This window comes from Rhizobium sp. SYY.PMSO, from assembly GCF_046840415.1.
Taxonomy (GTDB): domain Bacteria; phylum Pseudomonadota; class Alphaproteobacteria; order Rhizobiales; family Rhizobiaceae; genus Rhizobium.
In genome coordinates, this window is record NZ_CP177351.1 from 1 (window position 1) to 19,343 (window position 19,343).

General features: G+C 59.4%; 14 protein-coding genes and 1 pseudogene. 11 read left to right on the plus strand and 4 right to left on the minus strand.

Features of this window, described 5'->3' with window-relative positions; all coding sequences use genetic code 11:
- Nucleotides 1-70 precede the first annotated feature (70 nt).
- The 3 genes and pseudogenes from repA to repC all read left to right on the plus strand — a co-directional run.
- Nucleotides 71-1,218: pseudogene (repA, locus tag ACJJVH_RS26830) on the plus strand (plasmid partitioning protein RepA); the annotation flags it as partial.
- 2 nt (nt 1,219-1,220) lie between these two features.
- Nucleotides 1,221-2,255, plus strand: coding sequence for a plasmid partitioning protein RepB (gene repB, locus ACJJVH_RS26835; RefSeq protein ID WP_113436986.1), 1,035 nt, complete (start codon nt 1,221-1,223; stop codon nt 2,253-2,255).
- Nucleotides 2,256-2,443: 188 nt separating this feature from the next.
- Nucleotides 2,444-3,673: a plasmid replication protein RepC gene (repC, locus tag ACJJVH_RS26840; RefSeq protein ID WP_412066613.1), complete on the plus strand. Its 1,230-nt coding sequence runs from the start codon at nt 2,444-2,446 to the stop codon at nt 3,671-3,673.
- Nucleotides 3,674-3,859: 186 nt separating this feature from the next.
- Here repC and ACJJVH_RS26845 read toward each other — a convergent pair whose 3' ends face one another.
- The gene (locus ACJJVH_RS26845; RefSeq protein ID WP_412066614.1) at nt 3,860-4,030 is read right to left on the minus strand and encodes a hypothetical protein; all 171 of its coding nucleotides are present in this window, start codon (nt 4,028-4,030) and stop codon (nt 3,860-3,862) included.
- Nucleotides 4,031-4,692: 662 nt separating this feature from the next.
- Nucleotides 4,693-5,196 carry an HIT family protein gene (locus ACJJVH_RS26850; RefSeq protein ID WP_412066615.1) on the minus strand — a complete coding sequence of 168 codons (504 nt, stop codon included), beginning with the start codon at nt 5,194-5,196 and terminating at the stop codon, nt 4,693-4,695.
- Nucleotides 5,197-6,324: 1,128 nt separating this feature from the next.
- Between ACJJVH_RS26850 and ACJJVH_RS26855 the strand changes: the two genes are divergently transcribed.
- The 7 genes from ACJJVH_RS26855 (at nt 6,325) to ACJJVH_RS26885 (ending at nt 15,381) form a co-directional block, all read left to right on the plus strand.
- On the plus strand, nt 6,325-8,046 hold the full coding sequence (locus tag ACJJVH_RS26855) for a peptidoglycan D,D-transpeptidase FtsI family protein (protein WP_112794593.1): 1,722 nt from the start codon (nt 6,325-6,327) through the stop codon (nt 8,044-8,046).
- Between the two features lie 313 nt (nt 8,047-8,359).
- Complete coding sequence (locus ACJJVH_RS26860; protein ID WP_412066616.1) at nt 8,360-9,364, plus strand: LacI family DNA-binding transcriptional regulator; 1,005 nt, start codon at nt 8,360-8,362, stop codon at nt 9,362-9,364.
- A 43-nt stretch (nt 9,365-9,407) separates the two neighbouring features.
- A complete protein-coding gene (locus tag ACJJVH_RS26865; RefSeq protein WP_412066617.1) occupies nt 9,408-10,700 on the plus strand; it encodes an ABC transporter substrate-binding protein in 1,293 nt (430 codons plus the stop codon).
- A 78-nt stretch (nt 10,701-10,778) separates the two neighbouring features.
- Entirely contained in the window at nt 10,779-11,711 is a 933-nt protein-coding gene (locus ACJJVH_RS26870) for a carbohydrate ABC transporter permease (RefSeq protein ID WP_113404559.1), read from the plus strand.
- Nucleotides 11,704-12,588 carry a carbohydrate ABC transporter permease gene (locus ACJJVH_RS26875; protein WP_113404558.1) on the plus strand — a complete coding sequence of 295 codons (885 nt, stop codon included), beginning with the start codon at nt 11,704-11,706 and terminating at the stop codon, nt 12,586-12,588. The genes ACJJVH_RS26870 and ACJJVH_RS26875 overlap by 8 nt, the downstream gene beginning before the upstream one ends.
- A gap of 3 nt (nt 12,589-12,591) precedes the next feature.
- Nucleotides 12,592-14,304: a GH32 C-terminal domain-containing protein gene (locus tag ACJJVH_RS26880; protein WP_412066618.1), complete on the plus strand. Its 1,713-nt coding sequence runs from the start codon at nt 12,592-12,594 to the stop codon at nt 14,302-14,304.
- Nucleotides 14,305-14,319: 15 nt separating this feature from the next.
- On the plus strand, nt 14,320-15,381 hold the full coding sequence (locus tag ACJJVH_RS26885) for an ABC transporter ATP-binding protein (protein ID WP_412066619.1): 1,062 nt from the start codon (nt 14,320-14,322) through the stop codon (nt 15,379-15,381).
- A gap of 55 nt (nt 15,382-15,436) precedes the next feature.
- Here ACJJVH_RS26885 and ACJJVH_RS26890 read toward each other — a convergent pair whose 3' ends face one another.
- Both ACJJVH_RS26890 and ACJJVH_RS26895 read right to left on the minus strand, forming a co-directional pair.
- Nucleotides 15,437-16,909 carry a nucleobase:cation symporter-2 family protein gene (locus tag ACJJVH_RS26890; protein ID WP_412066620.1) on the minus strand — a complete coding sequence of 491 codons (1,473 nt, stop codon included), beginning with the start codon at nt 16,907-16,909 and terminating at the stop codon, nt 15,437-15,439.
- A 283-nt stretch (nt 16,910-17,192) separates the two neighbouring features.
- Nucleotides 17,193-17,495, minus strand: coding sequence for an alkylphosphonate utilization protein (locus tag ACJJVH_RS26895; RefSeq protein WP_112794586.1), 303 nt, complete (start codon nt 17,493-17,495; stop codon nt 17,193-17,195).
- Nucleotides 17,496-17,910: 415 nt separating this feature from the next.
- On the opposite strand from ACJJVH_RS26895, the gene ACJJVH_RS26900 reads away from it, so the two are divergent.
- Nucleotides 17,911-19,335, plus strand: coding sequence for an NAD-dependent succinate-semialdehyde dehydrogenase (locus ACJJVH_RS26900; RefSeq protein WP_412066970.1), 1,425 nt, complete (start codon nt 17,911-17,913; stop codon nt 19,333-19,335).
- Nucleotides 19,336-19,343: the final 8 nt, after the last annotated feature.

The window sequence follows — 19,343 nt, forward strand, 5'->3', positions numbered from 1 at the left end:
ATGGCGATAGCAAACCGCGCGGAGACGATAGCTCCTTCCAAGGAAAACGCAGGCAGCAAAATTGCGCGCCATGCGACGATATTGTCGGGGCAGCTCCAGCAGCTCAGAACGCGGATGTATCCGCCGAAGTCTGAAAAGATGCTTCGCCAGTTCCTGACAAACGAAGTGTCCAAGCTGACATCGATCCCGGATTCGACCTTGAAGCTGATGTCGAGCGAAGGAAGAGGGCCGACACCGAGCCGCCTGGAGAACAATCACCGCGTCTACACGCTCGCCCAGATCAATGAATTGCGCGAGCTCTTTGCCAAACAGAAGCCGGCGGACGCCCTTCGCTTCCTGCCGCGCCGCCGCCCGGGCGAGCATCTGCAGATCCTGGCGATCGCCAATTTTAAAGGCGGCAGCGCCAAGACGACCACCTGCGTCCATCTCGCACACTATCTTGCGTTGCACGGCTATCGCGTCCTCGCCCTCGACCTCGATCCGCAGGCATCGCTTTCGGCGATGTTCGGCGCGCAGCCGGAAATCGACGTCGGCGCCAATGAAACCATCTATGCGGCATTGCGATATGAAGCATCCGAGCGGCGCCCGATTCGCGATATCATCCGCAAGACCTACTTCGATGGTATCGACCTTATTCCCGGCAATCTGGAAGTGATGGAGTACGAACATGAGACCCCTCGTGTTCTGGCCCAGAAATCGGGCTCCGGCGCCATCTTCTTCGAGCGCCTGAAACTGGCGCTGACGGAGATCGAGTCGGATTACGACGTGATCATCCTGGACACGCCTCCGTCGCTCGGCTTCCTGACGCTGAGTGCGATCTATGCGGCCACGAGCATGATCATCACGGTCCATCCTGCCATGCTCGATGTCGCGTCGATGAGCCAGTTTCTGCTCATGATGGGCGACCTGATCAGTGTCCTCAACGAGAGCGGCGCCCAGCTCGATCAGGATTTCATTCGTTATCTGGTTACGCGGCACGATCCGAACGATGCGCCCCAGTCACAGGTCGTGGCGCTGTTGCGCCATCTTTTCGGCTCCGACGTTCTTTTGCCGACCGCGATAGAAAGCACCGCAGTCGAGGCTGCGGGGCTTGCCAAGCGCTCGATCTACGAACTCGAAATGGGCCAGATCGGTCGCGATACGCATAAGCGCGCCCGCGAGTCGGTCGACGCGGTCAATGAAGCGATCGTGCATCTCATCAATTCAAGCTGGGGGCGAGGATGAGCAAAAGTCCGAGAAAATCCATCGTCGCCAGTTTCGGCCTTCTTTCCGCCGAGCTGGAAGGTGAGGAAACAGTCGGCAGTCAGCCTTCGCCCGCCCCTGCCCCGGCGCAGCCCGGTCGTGTTGGAGCGGGCGTCATCGGTGCTGCGCATCGCGCCATCGGCGATATACGGGCCGAACGCGATCGGCTGCGGGCGATCGTCGAATCCGGTGGCGGCTGGATTCAGGACCTCGATCCCCATATCATCGATCCCTCCCCCTATCCGGACCGTCTGCCGGATGACGATCTCCATGAATTCGAGAGATTCAAGCGATCCATCGAAGAAGAAGGCCAGAAGGTTCCTATCCAGGTCCGTCGGCATCCATCTTCGAGCGATCGCTATCAGGTCATCTACGGCCATCGCAGATGGCGTGCGGCCCTTGAACTTGGCCGCGCCGTCCGCGCCATAGAAGTCGAGATATCCGATCTCGATCTTGTCCTTGCGCAGGGGATCGAAAATGCCAGCCGGCAAGATCTGACCTGGATCGAACGCGCCCTCTTTGCCGCACGCATGGACGATGCCGGGATCAAGGCGCGGCATATTTATGCGGCGCTCTCGATCGAGGATGCGGAGCTTGCGCGAATGCGCAACGTCTATCGGACAATCCCCGCAGACGTGATCGAATCGATCGGGAGAGCGCCCAAGATCGGCCGGCCGCGATGGCTGGAATTGGCCAGGACGATTTCCGCACAGCCGGACGCATTGCCGGCCGTGCGTTCAATTCTGTCCGGAACGCGCAAGGATCACGAAACATCGGACGAGCGATTTCAGCTGGCGCTGAATGCGGTCAAACCGCGCTCCACTCCGCACAACACGCAAATTCCTATTTCCGACGCGTCGGGAACAAGGTTCGGTGCCTGCATGATCTTGCCGAAAGAGGTTCGAATTTCGGCAGAAGGAGCACTGGGTACGGAATTCATAAAATTCGTCGAGGAGGAACTGCCCGACCTGGTCGAGCGCTTCTCTCGCCGGCAAAGCAACCCTAATTCCTGACAGCTGTCAGGCTTTTTTGATTGGAAAGGAAGCCCAGCAAAAGAAAAAGGCCCCCCAAACGTTGCCGTCGTGGAAGCCTTCTCTTCAATGTAGCAACTGAAGAATCGCATTTCCTCGAATCCTAGTCAAGAGTTTTTGGCACCGTTTTCGGTGAGCGGATTTCTTTTGCCTGTTTGAAGGTGAAAGAAATGGAGAATGGAAGTGTAACGACGCCTTTTGGGCGGCGGTCGGTGGCGCTTGCCTTGGTGCGGCGGCAAATTGCGGCGGCCGAGGCAGGTCGGGCCGCGTCGGCCGACAAATGGAAAGTCTTTCGCGACGCTTCCGAGGCGCGAGAACTGTTGGGATTGCAAGATCGCAGCCTGGCGGTGCTCAATGCCTTGTTGAGCTTTTACCCCGATAACGAGCTTCGCCGGGATGCTCAGCTCGTCGTCTTTCCCTCCAACGCACAACTGACATTGCGGGCTCACGGCATCGCCGGCGCAACGCTTCGCAGGCATCTCGCCCTTCTCGTCGAAGCTGGCCTTATTCTTCGGCGGGACAGCGCCAACGGCAAGCGTTATGCGAGAAAGGACAGGGCCGGCGCGATCGAAAGCGCATTCGGCTTCGATATTTCCCCGCTTCTTTGGCGGGCTGACGAACTGGCTGGTATGGCACAGCAGGTGGTCGCGGACCGCTTTGCTCTTCGCCGTGCCAAAGAAACCCTTACGATCTGCCGGCGCGACATTCGCAAGCTGATTACAGCGGCAATCGAAGAAGGGGCTACAGGCAACTGGACGTTCATCGAAGAGTGCTTTGCTCAGCTCCTCGATCGTATTCCGCGCGCTCCCAAAACGGCAGAAATCGTTTCGATCCTCCGCGATATGGAGCTCCTACGGAGCGAAATCATCAACCTTTTGGAAATGCAGGTAAAAAGCTCGAATTATAGCACCAATGATGCTCATAGTGAGCGCCACATACAGAATTCAAATCCAGAATCCATCTCTGAATCTGAAGCAAGCGTTGAAAAAGAGCTGGCCGAAAAATCGCAACAGAAGCTCGACAGGGAAACCATGCAGGTCTTTCCCCTCGATCTGGTGCTGAAGGCTTGCCCGGAAATTGGCTCTTACGGCCCGTTGGGTATCATCAACAACTGGCGAGATCTGATGTCCGCTGCCGTCGTGGTGCGTTCGATGCTGGGTATCAGTCCCAGAGCCTACCAGGATGCCTGCCGGATGATGGGACAAGAAAACGCAGCTGTAACAATGGCTTGCATTCTGCAGCGGTCGGGACATATCAAATCTGCCGGCGCCTATCTTCGTGATCTCTCGATAAAAGCGGGGCGGGGTGAATTCTCCTTGGGTCCTGCCCTTATGGCATTGCTTCGGGCAAACGGCGGTGCCGGTCATACGGCAAGCGCAAGCCTTGTCAGGAGACTTTGAGATTTGGCTTTCGATGCAAGCCCGCTGTTCTTACGCTCTGTGTCGATCTCGACCGTCATGGAGCTGACGCAAGCAACGTAAGGCCGAAGGTTTCCCGTGAAACGATACGGCCACAGCGGATCTACTCAGCTATGGCCGTCCGGTTTGCCGTCGAATGCTATCGGCGGCTTGAATGCGGATGCGGGATTAACGGCAAACGCGTTCCTTGCGGATGACCCAATGGCCGTGAACCTTGTGCTTCACAGACTTCACGAAGCACTTCTCATGATGGCGGTGAAACGGAGCAGCCTGGGAGGGAGCGCTGACGGCAACTACCGATACCAGGGCAATGGCGGAAGCGAGAAACAGGTTTTTCATGTGAGCCTCGTAAGCATTGGGGTTGATGCTGCGTGTTTACGCCAGACTTTGATGCGCTACCGAGACTTAACCGAAAATGAATAGCTCCCTTACAATTTTGTAATGATCTCATGGAATTACGGGCACAGGGAAAGGATGTGCGGGCGGTATGACCCTGGCAGGATCTGGATCCCACCGCTCTTTGGGAGGAGGATGATCGGATCGATCCGCTGTCGATCCTGGTATACTGCTCTCTCATGGCCGGGGCTGTTTGTAGAGTGAATACGGTGTTCCCGCCCCGAAAAGGAATGCATGGAACGCGGTTGGACCGGGCATTTGCGCGTTGATTACATGCGATTGACGACCACATCCGGCATCGTCACCGATACGGCCATCGTCCCCTCAGACAGACCAGTTTGGCGCTGTATGGCTGGTGGAAGCTAATGCGAAGATAGCTTCAATAAAGGAAAATTATCTTGGAAAATCAAATATCTACATGCTGTGAAATTTGACGCATACAGACTAAGATAAAGGGCGGTTACAGGCGATATTGCACGACAGTCGCTGCGATAAGTCAAGCAAAATTGCCGATTTGCGCAGCAAACAATTGGACTGTTGCGCATTGCGGTCGTTGCGACCATGGGCTGGGTGCAGACGGGCGTATCGATGGATTTCGCCCGCTTTCAAGTATCGATCGGCAAAGATCGAGCATGCATGATGTTTCGAAACAGTAAGATGACCTCGGGAACTGTCGGGCCTTCGATTGGCGGCGGTTGGAGGCGCTCGCAAAATTCACGCCAAACGAACAGGGTCAGCTCCGCGCCATCCGTTGTTTCCGGGCTGACGTCATCCGTAAATTGCCGAAGCGTTCGATATCGCTCGTCCTGCCAGAACAGCTCCTCGACCCAGCCGTAAATCGGGATGACATGAAAGTGGAAGGAGTGCCCGGCTTGGTGCCCGTATCGACCGATATAGACGCGTCCTGCCCGCAGCTCCCAACGGAGGACGGTTTGCACCAATGCCAGCAGCGGACCGATCTCGCGCAACGCCTTGTCGGATAAATCGGACAGATCACTGGCGGACGTTCTGGAAGCGACGATCAGGTAGCCGGGAAGGGCGGAATCCATCCGATGGCTGACCAGCCACTCCTCGGTCTCGGTTATGAGAAATTCGGCAGCCATTGGCAAGCGCCCCATCCTTTCAGGTCGTTCGCTGGATTAAAGCCGAGAGTTTCGCGTCTGAAAACCTATTCTTCGACAGGCTTGAAACCCTGACAGCTGTCAGGTTTTTTGCTGCCGTAGGATATACCGCAAGCTCTTATTGAGGGAGGAGCCATGCAGCAAAGCTGAAATCGCTTATATACCCAACCGCTCGCTTCGGCTGGAAAACCCTGACAGCTGTCAGGGTTTTGAATGCATGTCTTGCTGTTCTAGCGAAGTGCAATCGTCCCGCTCGAATTTCATTCCCATACCCTACTAACTGTCGCGGACAACTTTTCAACCGCACTCATCGCGCGCCGGCTACAGAAAGCAGGGCAGCCGGAAATATTGTCGTTGGAAATTACCATAAGGACAGAAGGCCGATGCAGCTTCCATCGTCTTGCCGATGAGGGCCGCGCTCGGCGTTCTGTAATACCGAGAATCAAAGCGGGCCGTCCGAGGAGGCGAGCCGGAGCATCGATGCGCGAGCAATGCTATACGGCGTAGTCGTTCGCCATGCGCCATAATCGGCTCCGGTCGCCCTACTCGCTCAAAGTTGTTTCGCGAATTTCGTCGACTGCGCCGATGACAACGATACTACGGGCAGCTTGGTGCGGTACGGCGCTGACAACGCGTGGCATCGCACAGTCAAAGACGATAAAGGCACCGGATTTTTCGGCTTGATCCCGCGATGCGGATCATGATCCAGGGCGGTGGTATCGAGCCCGCGCTTCGGCAGGTGACTCCCGTCGCGGATGCGGTGAAGGGGTTGTCATATGCCACGATATTATGGCGCCCGATTTCGTCCGGCATGATCTCTGCGCATTCTCGTCCGCCACGGTTCTGCAAATTTCCGTCGCCGGATCAGGTTGGCCTCGGATGAAGGCTTTCGCAACCATGCGGCGTTTTGGGCGGGCGTCCATCGGAATATAGCAGCCTTCGCCTCGCCGCTATTCGATCTTAGCATCTCGTCGATTATGCCGGACCGGAACGCTGGCTTTCCGATGGTGCGGTGCTAAGAGGGTCTTAGCATTAGTTCATTGTTAACCAACTTAAGTTTAAAGATTCTTAATCGAGGAGCGCATCGCTCTTCCAATCTCAGCGAAAAAATCGGTAATGTCGATTATTCACGCCTTAAGTGCAAACAGCGGTCGCCTCATTCGACTAACCTTTGGCCCAGGGTGGCGCCAACGCCCGCCTGCGCGAGCCGTCGGCCAATCCAAGCTTACCAAAGCCCGAATTATGATGCTCGGCGGCGGGTTGATCGTTTGTTATGCCGCGATTTTCGCCAGGCTTACCTATTTCGATATGGAGCCAAAAGCCGATACATCGTCCATCCCGCCCGAGCATGTGACCGCGGCGCGCCCCGACATCGTCGATCGAAACGGCGAACTGCTCGCCACCGACATTCGCACCGTGTCGATGTTCGCCGAGCCCAACCGGGTGGTCGATCCGGACGAGGCGGTGGAAAAGATCGCCACCGTCTTTCCCGATATCGACCGTAAATCGCTCTACAAGAAGCTGGCCGACCATCGCTCCCATTTCGCCTGGCTCCGTCGTCAGCTGACGCCGAAGCAGCAGAGCGATATTCTCGCGCTTGGCATTCCGGCGATCGGTTTCCGACCGGAGGTGAAGCGCTTCTATCCTGGCGGGCGCACCGCCGCGCATATTCTCGGCTATGTCGATATCGACAATCATGGCGTCGCCGGCATGGAGAAGTATCTCGATATGCAGGGCCTGTCGGATCTCGATTCCACCGGCCTGACCAGCCGTGACACGCTGGAGCCGGTACGGCTCTCCATCGACCTGCGCGTCCAGAATATCGTCCATGATGTAGTGGAAGACGCAATCGGAAGATATAAGGGCCAGTCTGCCGGCGCAGTCATCCTGGATATCCATACCGGCGAAGTGCTCGCCATGGCATCGGTGCCCGATTTCGACCCCAACGATCCACAGTCAGACGTCAAGGGCTGGCTTAATCGCATGTCGAACGGCACCGACGAAATGGGTTCTGTGTTCAAGACTTTCTCGATTGCGATGGCCCTCGACACCGGAACGGTTAAGCTGAGCGACACGTTCGATGCCGGCACCCCGTTGCACTATGGCGGCTTTACTATCCACGACGACCGCGACGTTCCGCGCCGCGTTCTTTCGATCCCCGAAATCTTCCGCTACTCATCGAACGTCGGCACTGCCAAGATGATGATGAAGGTCGGCATGGATATCCAGAAGAGCTATCTGACGCGCTTCGGCCTGTTGTCCAAGATGCAGACGGAGCTGCCCGAAGTGGCGTCACCGTACCAGCCGAAGGTTTGGAAGAAGATCAACTCGATTACGATAGCCTTCGGCCACGGCGTCGCCACCACGCCGATGCAGACTGCCGTTGCCGGAGCTGCGCTCATCGATGGTGGCGAGCTGATCGAGCCAACGTTCCTCGAACGCACGCAGGCAGAGGCCGAGAAGACCGAACGGCCTATCGTCAAGAAGAGCACCAGCGATGCCATCAGATATCTGTTCAAGCTAAACGGCGAGCAGGGCACCGGCAAGACGGCCGATGTCCCCGGCTTCCATGTAGGCGGCAAGACGGGCACCGCTAACAAGGTGATCCATGGCGTCTACTCCCACAAGCTGAGCTTCAATTCCTTTCTCGCCGCCTTTCCGATGGAAAATCCGAAGTATGTTGTACTGGCCTTCATTGACCAGCCATTGACAGGTCTTCACAATCTGAACCTAGCTACCGAAACGGCCGCTCCCATGGTTCACGACATCATCAGTCACGCTGCACCGCTCCTTGGCGTCCAGCCGGATTTCGGGGCGAATCTGCTCGCCTCCTATTGAGTGCCGCATGGGCCGCATGGTTTCGCCCCCTGGAAAGACCGGAGGACGGGCCGTTTGACAATATCTTCATCCCTGTCCTGCGCAGGGATGGCTTGCCGCTGAAGAACCTGCGTTGCGGTTCTTCGGCTCGTATGGGATGCACGAAGCGCTACGCTCGTCATTTTTCCGGCACTGAACAACTAGCCAGCATGATCAGAAGTGTTGAAAGCCTCAGCCGGGGAGGGACATGAAGCTGTGCGACGGGGCGTTCCATCGGCGCGGTTGACAAACAGGCCTGAGTAACGCTATTGGGTAATCGATAACCCAAGGAGGAATGAGGTTGGCGGCTTCGCTATCGGATATTGCGGAAAGGGCAGGGGTCTCCATAAAGACCGTCTCCGGTGCGCTGCACGGCGGATCGGCTCGCATGTCCGACGATACGCGGGCACGGATAAAGGAAATCGCCGAAGAGCTCGGCTATGTCACCAATCTGGCCGCGCGCGGCGTCCGGCAAGGGTGGCTGCCGCTGATCGGTGTCGTTGCCGACGAACTCATCACCTCTCCCTTCGCCACGGAAATCATTCGCGGTCTCGATGGCGCGGCGCGAACGGCGGAAATGGCGGTATTCGCCATGAACCTCAATGGAAGCCGCGATGTCGGATCGGTTCTGGAGGAGGTTCGCCGGTTCCGTCCGCGCGCCATCGCCTATGCCGCCATGTACCACAAGACGGTAGCCTTGCCGCCGGAACTTTCCAAAAGCGTCGGCGTCATGATCAATTGCCGGGAGGCCACCGGTCGGGTGACGGCGCTGGTGCCCGACGAAGAGGCGGCAGCGGCTGAGGTGACGCGCCATCTGCTGCTTGCCGGCCGGAAGCGGATCGCCTTCATAAACCTTCCGGGGCTTCTGGCCGGCGAGTTGCGCGAGCAGGGCTTTCGAACGGCACTGGCCGAAGCGGGACTTTTGCCCGCCGCCATCCTTCCGGCCGTCCGGCGGGCAACATACAGCGATCGCGCGCCCAGCCTGGTCCTGGCGCATGTCTCGGCTCTGATGGCTGCGGCCGATCGCCCGGATGCCATTCTGTGCGGCAACGATCGCGTCGCCATGGAGGTCTACGCGGCGCTTCGGCGCGTCGGAGCCGCCATTCCCGATGACGTAGCCGTCGCAAGTTTCGACAATCAGGTCGAAATCGCATCCCGTCTCGATCCGCCGCTGACAACCATGGCCCTTCCGCATCGGGCAATGGGCCGCCTTGCCGCTGAAATTCTGCTCGACGGACAAAAGAGCCTGGCCGAATTGCTGAAATTGCCGTTCCAGCTCGTGGAGCGGTCTTCCGTCTGAAAAAACTTTCCTGAAACCATATCCGACAAAGGAGGAGGATATTATGGGTAAACGTTTACTTATGCTGCTTCTATCGTCGGCTTCGCTGGCGGCAACCGCCGGTCTCGCCGATGCAAAGACTGTCATTCACATGATGCATCAGGGCGATCCCGGCTGGGTCAAGACATATGCCGATGTCACAAGGCGCTTTGAAGACGCCAACCCCGATGTCGACGTCGATTTCATCTACGCGCCGCACGACGCCTATAACGAGAAGTTCAGTGCGGCGGTCATGTCCAAGCAGCTTCCCGATATCATGGAGATCGATGCCCCCTTTCTCGCCAATTATGTCTGGTCGGGTTATCTGCAGCCGATCAAGCCTTTGATCGACAAGGATATCATCGATGACATGACGGCATCCAATATCTCCCAGGGAACCTATCCGATCGACAAGGATCTCTATGCCGTCGGTCTGACGGATTCGTCCGTCGTGCTTTATGGCAACAGGAAATATCTGGAGGCGATCGGTGCCCGTATCCCGAAATCGGTTGACGATGCCTGGACGCGCGCCGAGTTCGAAGGCTACCTCGAAAAGCTTTCCAAGCTCGATGGCGTGAAATGGCCGATCGATATTTTCCGTGGCTATGGCATCAAGACGGAGTGGGTCACCTATGCTTACAGTCCGCTGCTGGAAAGCGCCGGCTGCGATCTGATCGACCGCAAGACATGGAAGGCGGCCGGGACCCTCGACAGCGACGCATGCGTCGGCGCCTTGTCCATGATGCAGAGCTGGGTGAAGAACGGCTGGGTCGTTCCGGGCTCGTCGGGGACCAACCAGTTCTACGCCGAAGGCCGGCCGGCAGCGCTCGCACTCGGCGGCCATTGGTTCTATGCCGAAGCGGCCGCCGCGATGAAGGACGATATCGTCGTCATTCCTCTGCCGAAACTGGGTGACAAGGGCGCGAGCCCGAACGGGACCTGGATATGGGGCATCACCAAGACATCGGAACATCCAGATGTCGCCGGGAAATTCTTGAGCTTTCTGCTGAAAGACAAGGAATATCGCGACTTTGCCAAGCAGGAATCGGCTTTTCCGGGCTTGAAGAGCTTTGCCGCGGACTCGCCGCTTTACGCACCGGGCGGAGCCATGGCGGTCGCCTTCGAACAGGCATCGAAGACGGCGGTCGCCCGCCCGCCGCACCCTGCCTACCCTGCCATTACATCGGCTTTCATGCAGGCGGTCGACAAGGTTTTCAATGGCGGCGACGTCAAGGAAGCCCTGTCCGAGGCCGCCCGGAAGATCGACGAGGATATCGACGACAACGCCGGTTATCCGCCCTTCGACGCCCAGCAATGATTTCAGGCATTCGGGGCTTGCAGCAGAGCAGGCCCCGAAGGGCTGCGTCGTGAACCCGAACATTGCGAGGAGGAGACCATGACAATGCAACAATCGCCGGTTGCCGGTCGATTGCGTCCCGGCACGCGCCGCGATCCCGGGCGGCTGATTCAGGAAATATCGATGATTGCGCCGGCGGTTCTGCTGCTGGCCTGCTTTCTGATCGCCCCATTTCTGCTGTCCTTCTGGACGGCGATGACCAATCAGCCGCTGGTGCCGAGGCCGACGCCCGTCCGTTTCATCGGACTGCAGAATTTCATCCGCATCTTCAACGACCCGCTGTTCTGGACCTCGTTGTGGAACGTATCGCGCTTTACGCTTTGGGTGCTTCCGGTCCAGTGCGGCATGGCTTTCGCCACCGCATTGCTGCTGCATCAGAAGATCCCCTGCCGCAATCTGCTTCGCAGCATGTTCTTCCTGCCCGCCATCACCTCCATGGTCGTGGTCTGCGTCGTCTGGAGCACGCTCTTTCAATATCCGAGCGGGCCGCTCAACCAGATCGTCGGCTTTCTCTCCGCCGGCCACATCCAGCCGATCGACTGGCTCGGCGATCCCAACTGGGCGATGTTTTCCATCGTACTGTTGTCCGCCTGGCAGGCTTACGGCTTCCAGATGATCATCTATCTCGCCGGTCTGCAGGGCATACCCGACGAACTCTACGATGCCGCAAGGATCGATGGCGCCAATGCTTTCGGCCGCTTCTGGCATGTGACGATGCCCGGCCTCCGGCCGACCCATGTCTTCGTCCTGGTCATCACCACCATCCAGGCCTTCAAGCTCTACACCCAGGTCGCCATCCTGACCCAGGGCGGCCCGAAGGGAAGCACGGAAACGGTCGTTCATTACATGGTGCGGTCCGGCTTCGGCGAGCAGAAGCTCGGTTATGCCTCGGCCGTCTCCGTCATCCTGTTCGTCATCGTGCTCGCAATCGCGCTGCTCCAACGCCAACTGCTGAGGCGCTTCGATGTCTGATATCGCTCTTCCCCGATCCCTGCCCGCCGCGCGTTCCGGCAAGAGATCCCTGCGCATCGTGCAGACCGTCTGCATCTTCATCATCGCGCTCGTGGTGATCTCGCCACTGTTCATGCTGCTCATAGCCAGCCTCAAGGACGACCGTTTCCAGATCCTCGCGGATATGGGCAGCTTTCGCGCCTTCTGGGTTTCGAAGCCGACATTGGCGAACTTCCGGGAGATTGCCCATTTTTCCGGCGAGCTTGCGTTCGGGCGGTATCTCGTCAATTCGCTGCTGATCCTTGCGATCACCGTCGGCTCGGGGCTCGTCATCAATTCGATGGCCGGTTTCGTCCTGGCATGGGGATCGCTGCGCGGAAAGGCGATCCTGCTGTCGCTCGTGGTGGCGCTCTACATCATCCCGCAGGAAAGCATCATCATGCCGCTCGTGGTCATGATGTCGCGCGCCGGAATGACGGATACTTTCGCGGTGCAGATCCTGCCGTGGGTGGCAAGCCCGCTATATATTTTCCTGTTCTACCAGTTCTTCGCCCAGCTTCCGAAGGAACTCTACGAGGCTGCCGAAATCGATGGCGCGTCCGTCTTTCGCATCTACCGCTCGATCTATCTGCCGCTCAGCCTTCCGGCGCTCGCGACCGTGTCCATCCTGATGGGCATTGAAAGCTGGAACCAATACCTCTGGCCGACGCTGGTGACGCAGACGGATTATGCGCGACCCATCTCCGTCGCCATCGCCACGTTCTTCGGCCAGGACAACATCTACTGGGATCGCGCCATGGCGGCTTCGGTCCTGATGATGCTCCCCATTCTTGCTCTCTATCTGGCGTTCCAGCGCTGGTTCGTGAGCTCATTTATCGGCTCCGCCGTGAAAGGTTGATGGATGATTAGCCAGGCAATAACCACCCCGCCCGAATTCGAGACGATCGATGCCGAACTTGGCGCGGGGTCCGTCATTCATCTTTGGCTGAAGGCGCGCCGACCGGATCGGACGGCCACGCTCTCGCTCAGGATCGACGGCGCGAACGTCGCCGATATCGTCACGGGCCGAACGGAGGAGTTCGAATTCCACGAAATCACGCTGCCTGCCGGAGGACGAGCCGAACTCGGTTATAACGGTTCGGATGTCGCCATCTCGGTCGTCTATGCGTTTGATCCGGCGCGGGTGCTCGAGGAGGGTATCCAGCTTCTCCGTCATGCGAAAGAAAACGCTTCGCCCGCGCTGGCAAGCGGCTATCATTTCCGGCCCCCCTTCGGCTGGATGAACGATCCGAACGGCTTCGGCCGCTTCGGCGGGCGGGTGCATCTCTTCTACCAGCATTATCCGCACAGTCCGCGCTGGAACACAATGCATTGGGGACATGCCGTTTCGAAGGATTACCTCCGCTGGAAGCACCTGCCGATCTTCCTGTTTCCGGCCTCCGAACTTTCCGAGCGCGCCGACGGCCGCGGCGGCGCCTTCTCCGGTTCCGCAATCCCTGTCGCCGGACGCGACGGAGAGGAAATCCGCGTCTTCTTCACCGAGCAGATGCGTGATCGCAAGCCTGAGGAGCAGATCCAGCTTTCCGCCCTCTGCCGCGACGAACTTTCCGCTGAAACTGCCGCGATCATCCTGCCGGCCCGCCCTGAAGGGCTGGATCTTACCCAGGATTTCCGTGATCCCTATGTATTCAAGGGACCGGACGGTCTTTGGAAGATGCTGCTCGGCAGCCGCGACAAGGCTGGCGGCGTCGTGCTTCTCTATGAAACATCGGACCCGCAGGGAGCGGACGGCTGGACCTTCCTGGGGCCGCTGCACCGCGAGGATCGGTACGGCATGACGGCGGCGGAATGCCCGTGCATGGTGCCGCTGGGGCCAGTGGATGAGGACCAAACGCGCTGGGCTCTCATTTTCGGTCTGCTGACCAGTCGTGATCCTGCAACGGGCCGCCGCAACATGACGTCGATCACGGTCGGCCGTTTCGATGGGCGCCATTTCCTGCCGGAACTGGAGCAGGAGCTGGATTTCGGTTCCGATGCTTATGCGTTCCAGGCTTTCGTCGATGGTGACGGGCCGGTTGGCCTCGCGTGGCTGGCGAACTGGACGGACGTTTCGAAGAAGGAAGATTTTCCGACCGCAATGACCTTGCCCCGGCGTCTTTTGTGGAATGGCGAGGCGGTCCTGACCCCGCCCGTAGAGGGCATCGAGGGGCTTCGCAAGTCACTGCTCGACAGCCGCCGGCTGGCCAGCGGCGACCGCCTGGAGTTTGAAAACGGGGCGATCGAAATCGAACTCGACCTTTCGGCTGCCGGCGGATCGTTCGAACTGTACTTCGACCATGCGGAGGTCGATCTCGGATTGCGGCTCGGCACGGATGGCCTGGAAATCCTCTTCGACCGGCGGGACGGCAAGGCCTCGCCCCGCTATCTGGCCGCCGGTGCGCGTCCTTCGCATCTGCGCATCTTCCTGGACGCGGGGTCGATCGAGGTTTTTGCCGATAGCGGCCGCTGGACCGGAACGAAACGCCTGCCGGGATGTGCCGAGGCGCGCGCCGCGCGCCTGTCCGCCGCCGAGGGCGTCGTCCTTTCTGCCCGCGTCTGGCAGCTCGAACTCTGATAGGGAGGTATTATCATGGCATCCGTCGCAATCGATCAGGTGCATAAGCAATACGGCTCCGCGTCCGTCATCCATGGTGTCTCCGTCCACATCGAAGACGGCGAGTTCGTTACGCTCGTCGGTCCGTCCGGTTGCGGAAAATCGACCTTGCTTCGTATGCTGGCGGGACTCGAGGACATCAGCGACGGCCAGATCACGATCGGCGGCCGCGTGGTCAACGACGTGCCCCCCAAAGAGCGCGATATTGCGATGGTTTTCCAGAGCTACGCCCTCTATCCCCACATGACGGTTGAGGAAAACATGGGGTTTGCCCTGAAGCTGCAGGGACAGGGCAAGGCAGCGATTGCGCAGCGCGTTCGCGAGGCTGCGGCCATTCTGGCTCTGGAGCCGCTGCTGGACCGGCTGCCCAAGCAGCTTTCGGGCGGCCAGCGGCAGCGCGTCGCCATGGGACGCGCCATCGTGCGTCACCCGAAGGTATTTCTGTTCGATGAGCCCTTGTCCAACCTCGACGCCAAGCTTCGCGTGACCATGCGCGCCGAGATCAAGCAATTGCACCAGCGCCTGAAGACGACGACGGTCTACGTCACGCACGATCAGGTGGAGGCCATGACGATGGCCGACAAAATCGTCGTCATGCGTGCCGGCCGTATCGAGCAGGTAGGACGACCGCTGGAACTCTACGACCGGCCGGCGAACACCTTCGTCGCAACCTTCATAGGCTCCCCGGCGATGAATCTCTTTGGCGGCAGGGCCGAGGATGGACGTTTCGTGCTTGACGACGGCACCGCGCTGCCCCTGCCGGTTCGCACACGCCACGCCGATATCCGCAGCTACGGCATCCGGCCCGAACATCTTGCGCTATCGGATGCCGGGCACGGCGTCGCCGCGACCGTTCAACTTGTGGAGCCGACGGGCGCCGAGACGATGCTGGTCGTGAAGATAGGTGATCGGACTGCGACAATCGTGCTTCGCGATCGTATCGACGTCCGGTCGGGACAGACCATCACGTTGAGCATAGACCAGACGAAGATTCATCTTTTCGATGGTGCGGGAAACCGGGTGCCGCAGGAATTGTAAAAAGAAAACGGCTTGAAAGCGTCATGACGCTTTCAAGCCGTCGCAGCCGGTTCGGTCAATGCGCTTCCGCAGGGACCAAGGGAACCTCCGAACCCTTGGCGTCGTAGAGCTTGCCGTTCAGAAAATAGTCGCCGTCGTGAAGAACGGCGATGTCCTGATACCGGATCAGGCGCTCCGTTCCTGCAACGAAAACCGACTGCTGGTCGGAATTGCCGACCTTCAGGTGGTTGAACAGCAGGTTCAGCGTGATCGCCATCAGGGCTGCGGAACTGATGCCGGAGTGGAAAATGGTGATGACCCACGCGGGAAAATGCTCGTAGAAGGTCGGGGATGCGATCGGGATCATCCCGAACCCGATCGAGGTCGCTACGATGATCAGGTTCATGTTGTTGTCGTAGTCGACCTTGGCGAGGGTGCGGATGCCGCTTGCCGTCACCGTTCCGAACAGAACGAGGCCGGCTCCGCCAAGAACCGAGCTCGGCACCGCCGCAACGACACGGCCGACCACAGGCAGCAATCCGAGGGCAACGAGAAAGAGGCCGCCGGTCGCCACGACAAATCGGCTTTTGATGCCGGTCACTGCCACAAGGCCGACATTCTGCGCGAAGGCGCTTTGCGTGAAGGAGCCGACCACGGGAGCCAGGATGCTCGACAGCATATCGGCGCGCAGGCCGTCGCCAAGCCGGCGGGCGTCGACCTTGGCTCCCACGATCTCACCGACGGCCAGGATGTCGGCGGAGGTCTCGACAAGCGTCACCATGATAACGATGCACATCGAAATGATCGCGGCGGTGTCGAAGACGGGATACCCGAAGTGGAAAATCTGCGGTAGCGCGACGAAAGGCCCGTTCGCCACGCGTGAGAAATCAGCGATGCCGACCACATAGGCAATGCCGGTGCCGAAGATGATGGCAAGCAGGATCGAAAGCCTCGATATGGCGGCGCTTGCGAGCTTGCTGAGCAGCAGGACGATCAGAAGCGTCACCGCCGCGAGCAGGATATTGGCTTGGCTGCCGAAATCCGGCGCGCTCCTGTTGCCGCCCATGGCCCAGCCTGCGGCCACCGGCATGAGCGTGAGGCCGATGGTCGTGATGACGATGCCGGTAACGAGCGGCGGAAAGAAGCGCGTGACGCGTGAAAATACGGGTGTGATGACGAGGCCGATGAGTGACGCCGCAATGACCGCGCCGAGGACGGACTGAATGCCCCCATGCCCGGTAATGGCGATCATGGTCGCGACGCCGGAAAAAGATACGCCCTGCACAAGGGGCAGGCGGCTGCCAAAGAACGGTATCCCGATCGTCTGCAAGATCGTTGCCAGGCCGCCGGCAAACAGCGAAGCTGTTACGAGCAGGCCGATGTCGGCCGGCGAAAGGCCCGACGCTTGACCGATTATCAGCGGAACGGCAACGATGCCGCCATACATGGTGAGAACATGCTGAAGCCCATAAGCGAGATTGGCGCCAAGGCTGAGTTTTTCGTCTTCGGGGGGTAAGCGCCCTGTATTTTCCTCTGCAATCATTGCCAAGGTAAACTCCTCCATACCTTTGCGTGTCTCATTTCCTCCAAATGAGACATGTAGGTTACGGTGCCAGACCTCGCGTGACTTTACAGAAAAATGCGAAACACCTTACGGAAGGCTGGCGACCGGCATGACCCGGCAGGCGCGCGGCACCGCCGGGAATCATCGATTCGATATCCGCATCGGCGGCTACAGTGCCTAACCGCTGTTTTGAAAGCAATGGCTGTCGCCTGCCGGAGCCCCGGGCCGTCGCGTCGCAGAGGTCGGGTAGCTGGCTAGCTGGGCGATCTCAGCGCTTGCGCACGAACTCGGTGCGCAAGACCAGGCCCTTGATCGTGTCGTGACGGCAGTCGATCTCCTCCGGATTATCGGTGAGCCGGATCGATCGGATGACCGTTCCCTGCTTCAGCGTTTGGCCGGCACCCTTGACTTTGAGGTCCTTGATCAGGACGACGGAATCGCCGTCCGCGAGCACATTGCCGGACGCATCGCGGGCCTCCGCGGCCTTGGCTTTCTCCGCAGCGATTTCGGAAGCGGGCCGCCACTCGCCGGTTGCCTCGTCGTAGATGTAGTCGTCGTCCTGGTCGCTCATATCCGTTCCATGTATCGATGAATTGCGTTCATGCCCTTGCCGCCGTGGCGGCAGATCAGGCGGAAACCTGCTCTATCGCGGATAGGGCGCCGGCGCAAACATGGCTGGACCGGCATTTGAGGAGACAGGCCGTTTCGTTCGGCACTGCATTCCGCGCCTGTCGTCACCGCCGGCAGGACGATCGATGGCCCGCCGCGCTGAAGTCCCGGAACGTGCGAGCGCAAGGGGCAGGGGCATCCGAACGCTGTGCCGCAACGGCAATTCCCGCCCCCGTTCCGACTTATCTGATTTCGATATGAATTCATTCGATTTATGTGGATTGCTATATGATCGAATGAATTGCATCCATGGAGGCATCCAGCCGGCGGGCTTGAAAATTCAGTTCTTTTCGCGTGGGGGAGGTGCCCAGATGACGATGAATGCCGACGTTCCGCTTTACATCGGTGGCAAGTGGCGAAAGACGGCGGAGACGTTGCCGATCATCAATCCGGCGAACGAAGATGTCATCGGAACCGTCGCCGTTGCCAGCCAGCAGGATCTCGAGGATGCGCTTGCTTCCGCGGCCGAGGGCTTCCGGCTCTGGAGCCGCACCTCGCCATGGAAGCGGTCGGAAATCATCCTGAAGGCCTCCGCCCTCATGCGCGAGCGCATCGAGGATATCGCCCGATCCATCACGGTTGAAAACGGCAAGTCGCTCAGCGAAGCGCGGCTCGAGGTCATTCGCGGCTGCGAGTTCTTCGAATGGGACGCAGGCGAATGCGTCAGGCTCTATGGCCGCGTCATCCCGAGCGAGCCTGGCATCCGCTATGCCGTCGTCCATGAGCCGATTGGCCCGGTCGCGGCTTTCTCGCCGTGGAATTTCCCGATGAGCCAGCCGGCGCGCAAGATCGCAGGTGCCATCGCCTCCGGCTGCTCCGTCATCATGAAAGCCTCGGAGGAAACGCCGAGCGGAGTGATGCACATTGCCAGGGCCTTTGAGGACGCCGGCCTGCCGACAGGCGTGCTGAACCTCGTATTCGGCATTCCCGCCAGAATATCCGAGTTCCTGATTCCGCGTCACGAAATCCGGATGATCGCTTTTACCGGCTCCACCGGCGTCGGCAAGCACCTGACGGAGATCGCCGCACGCCATATGAAGCCGGCGCTGATGGAACTCGGAGGGCATGCTCCGGTGATCGTCTGTGACGACGTCGATCCCGTCGCCGCCGGTATCGCCAGCGCCAGCCGCAAATATCGCAATTCCGGTCAGGTCTGCACCTCGCCCACGCGCTTCTTCGTGCATGAGAGCGTCTACGAGCGCTTCACCAAGGCTTTCGTGGAAAAGGCGCAATCCATTAAGGTCGGCGACGGCCTCGATCCGGACACGCAGATGGGGCCCGTGGCCAACGATCGTCGTATCGAGGCGCTGCAGGCGCTGGTCGACGATGGCCGCGCGAAGGGCGCCAAGGTTCTGTGCGGAGGCCATCGGCTGGAAAAGCGCGGCTACTTCTTCGCGCCGACGGCGATGGCCGAACTGCCTGACGATGCGCGTGCGATGCGGGAAGAGCCTTTTGGCCCATTGGCGCTGATCAACCCGGTGCGTTCCCTCGATGAGGCGCTTGAAAAAGCAAATGCGCTGCCCTTCGGGCTGGCCGCCTATGGATTTGCCCGTTCCGCCGCCAATGTCGATCGGATCGTGCGGGGCCTGGAAGCCGGCAATGTCTCGATCAACACGCTGGAAGCATCCCGTGCCGAAACGCCGTTCGGCGGCGTCAAGGAAAGCGGCCTTGGCCGCGAGGGCGGAGCCGAGGGCATTCTTCACTATACGATCGTCAAGAACATCTCGCATCTCATAGAGTGAGGGCGCCG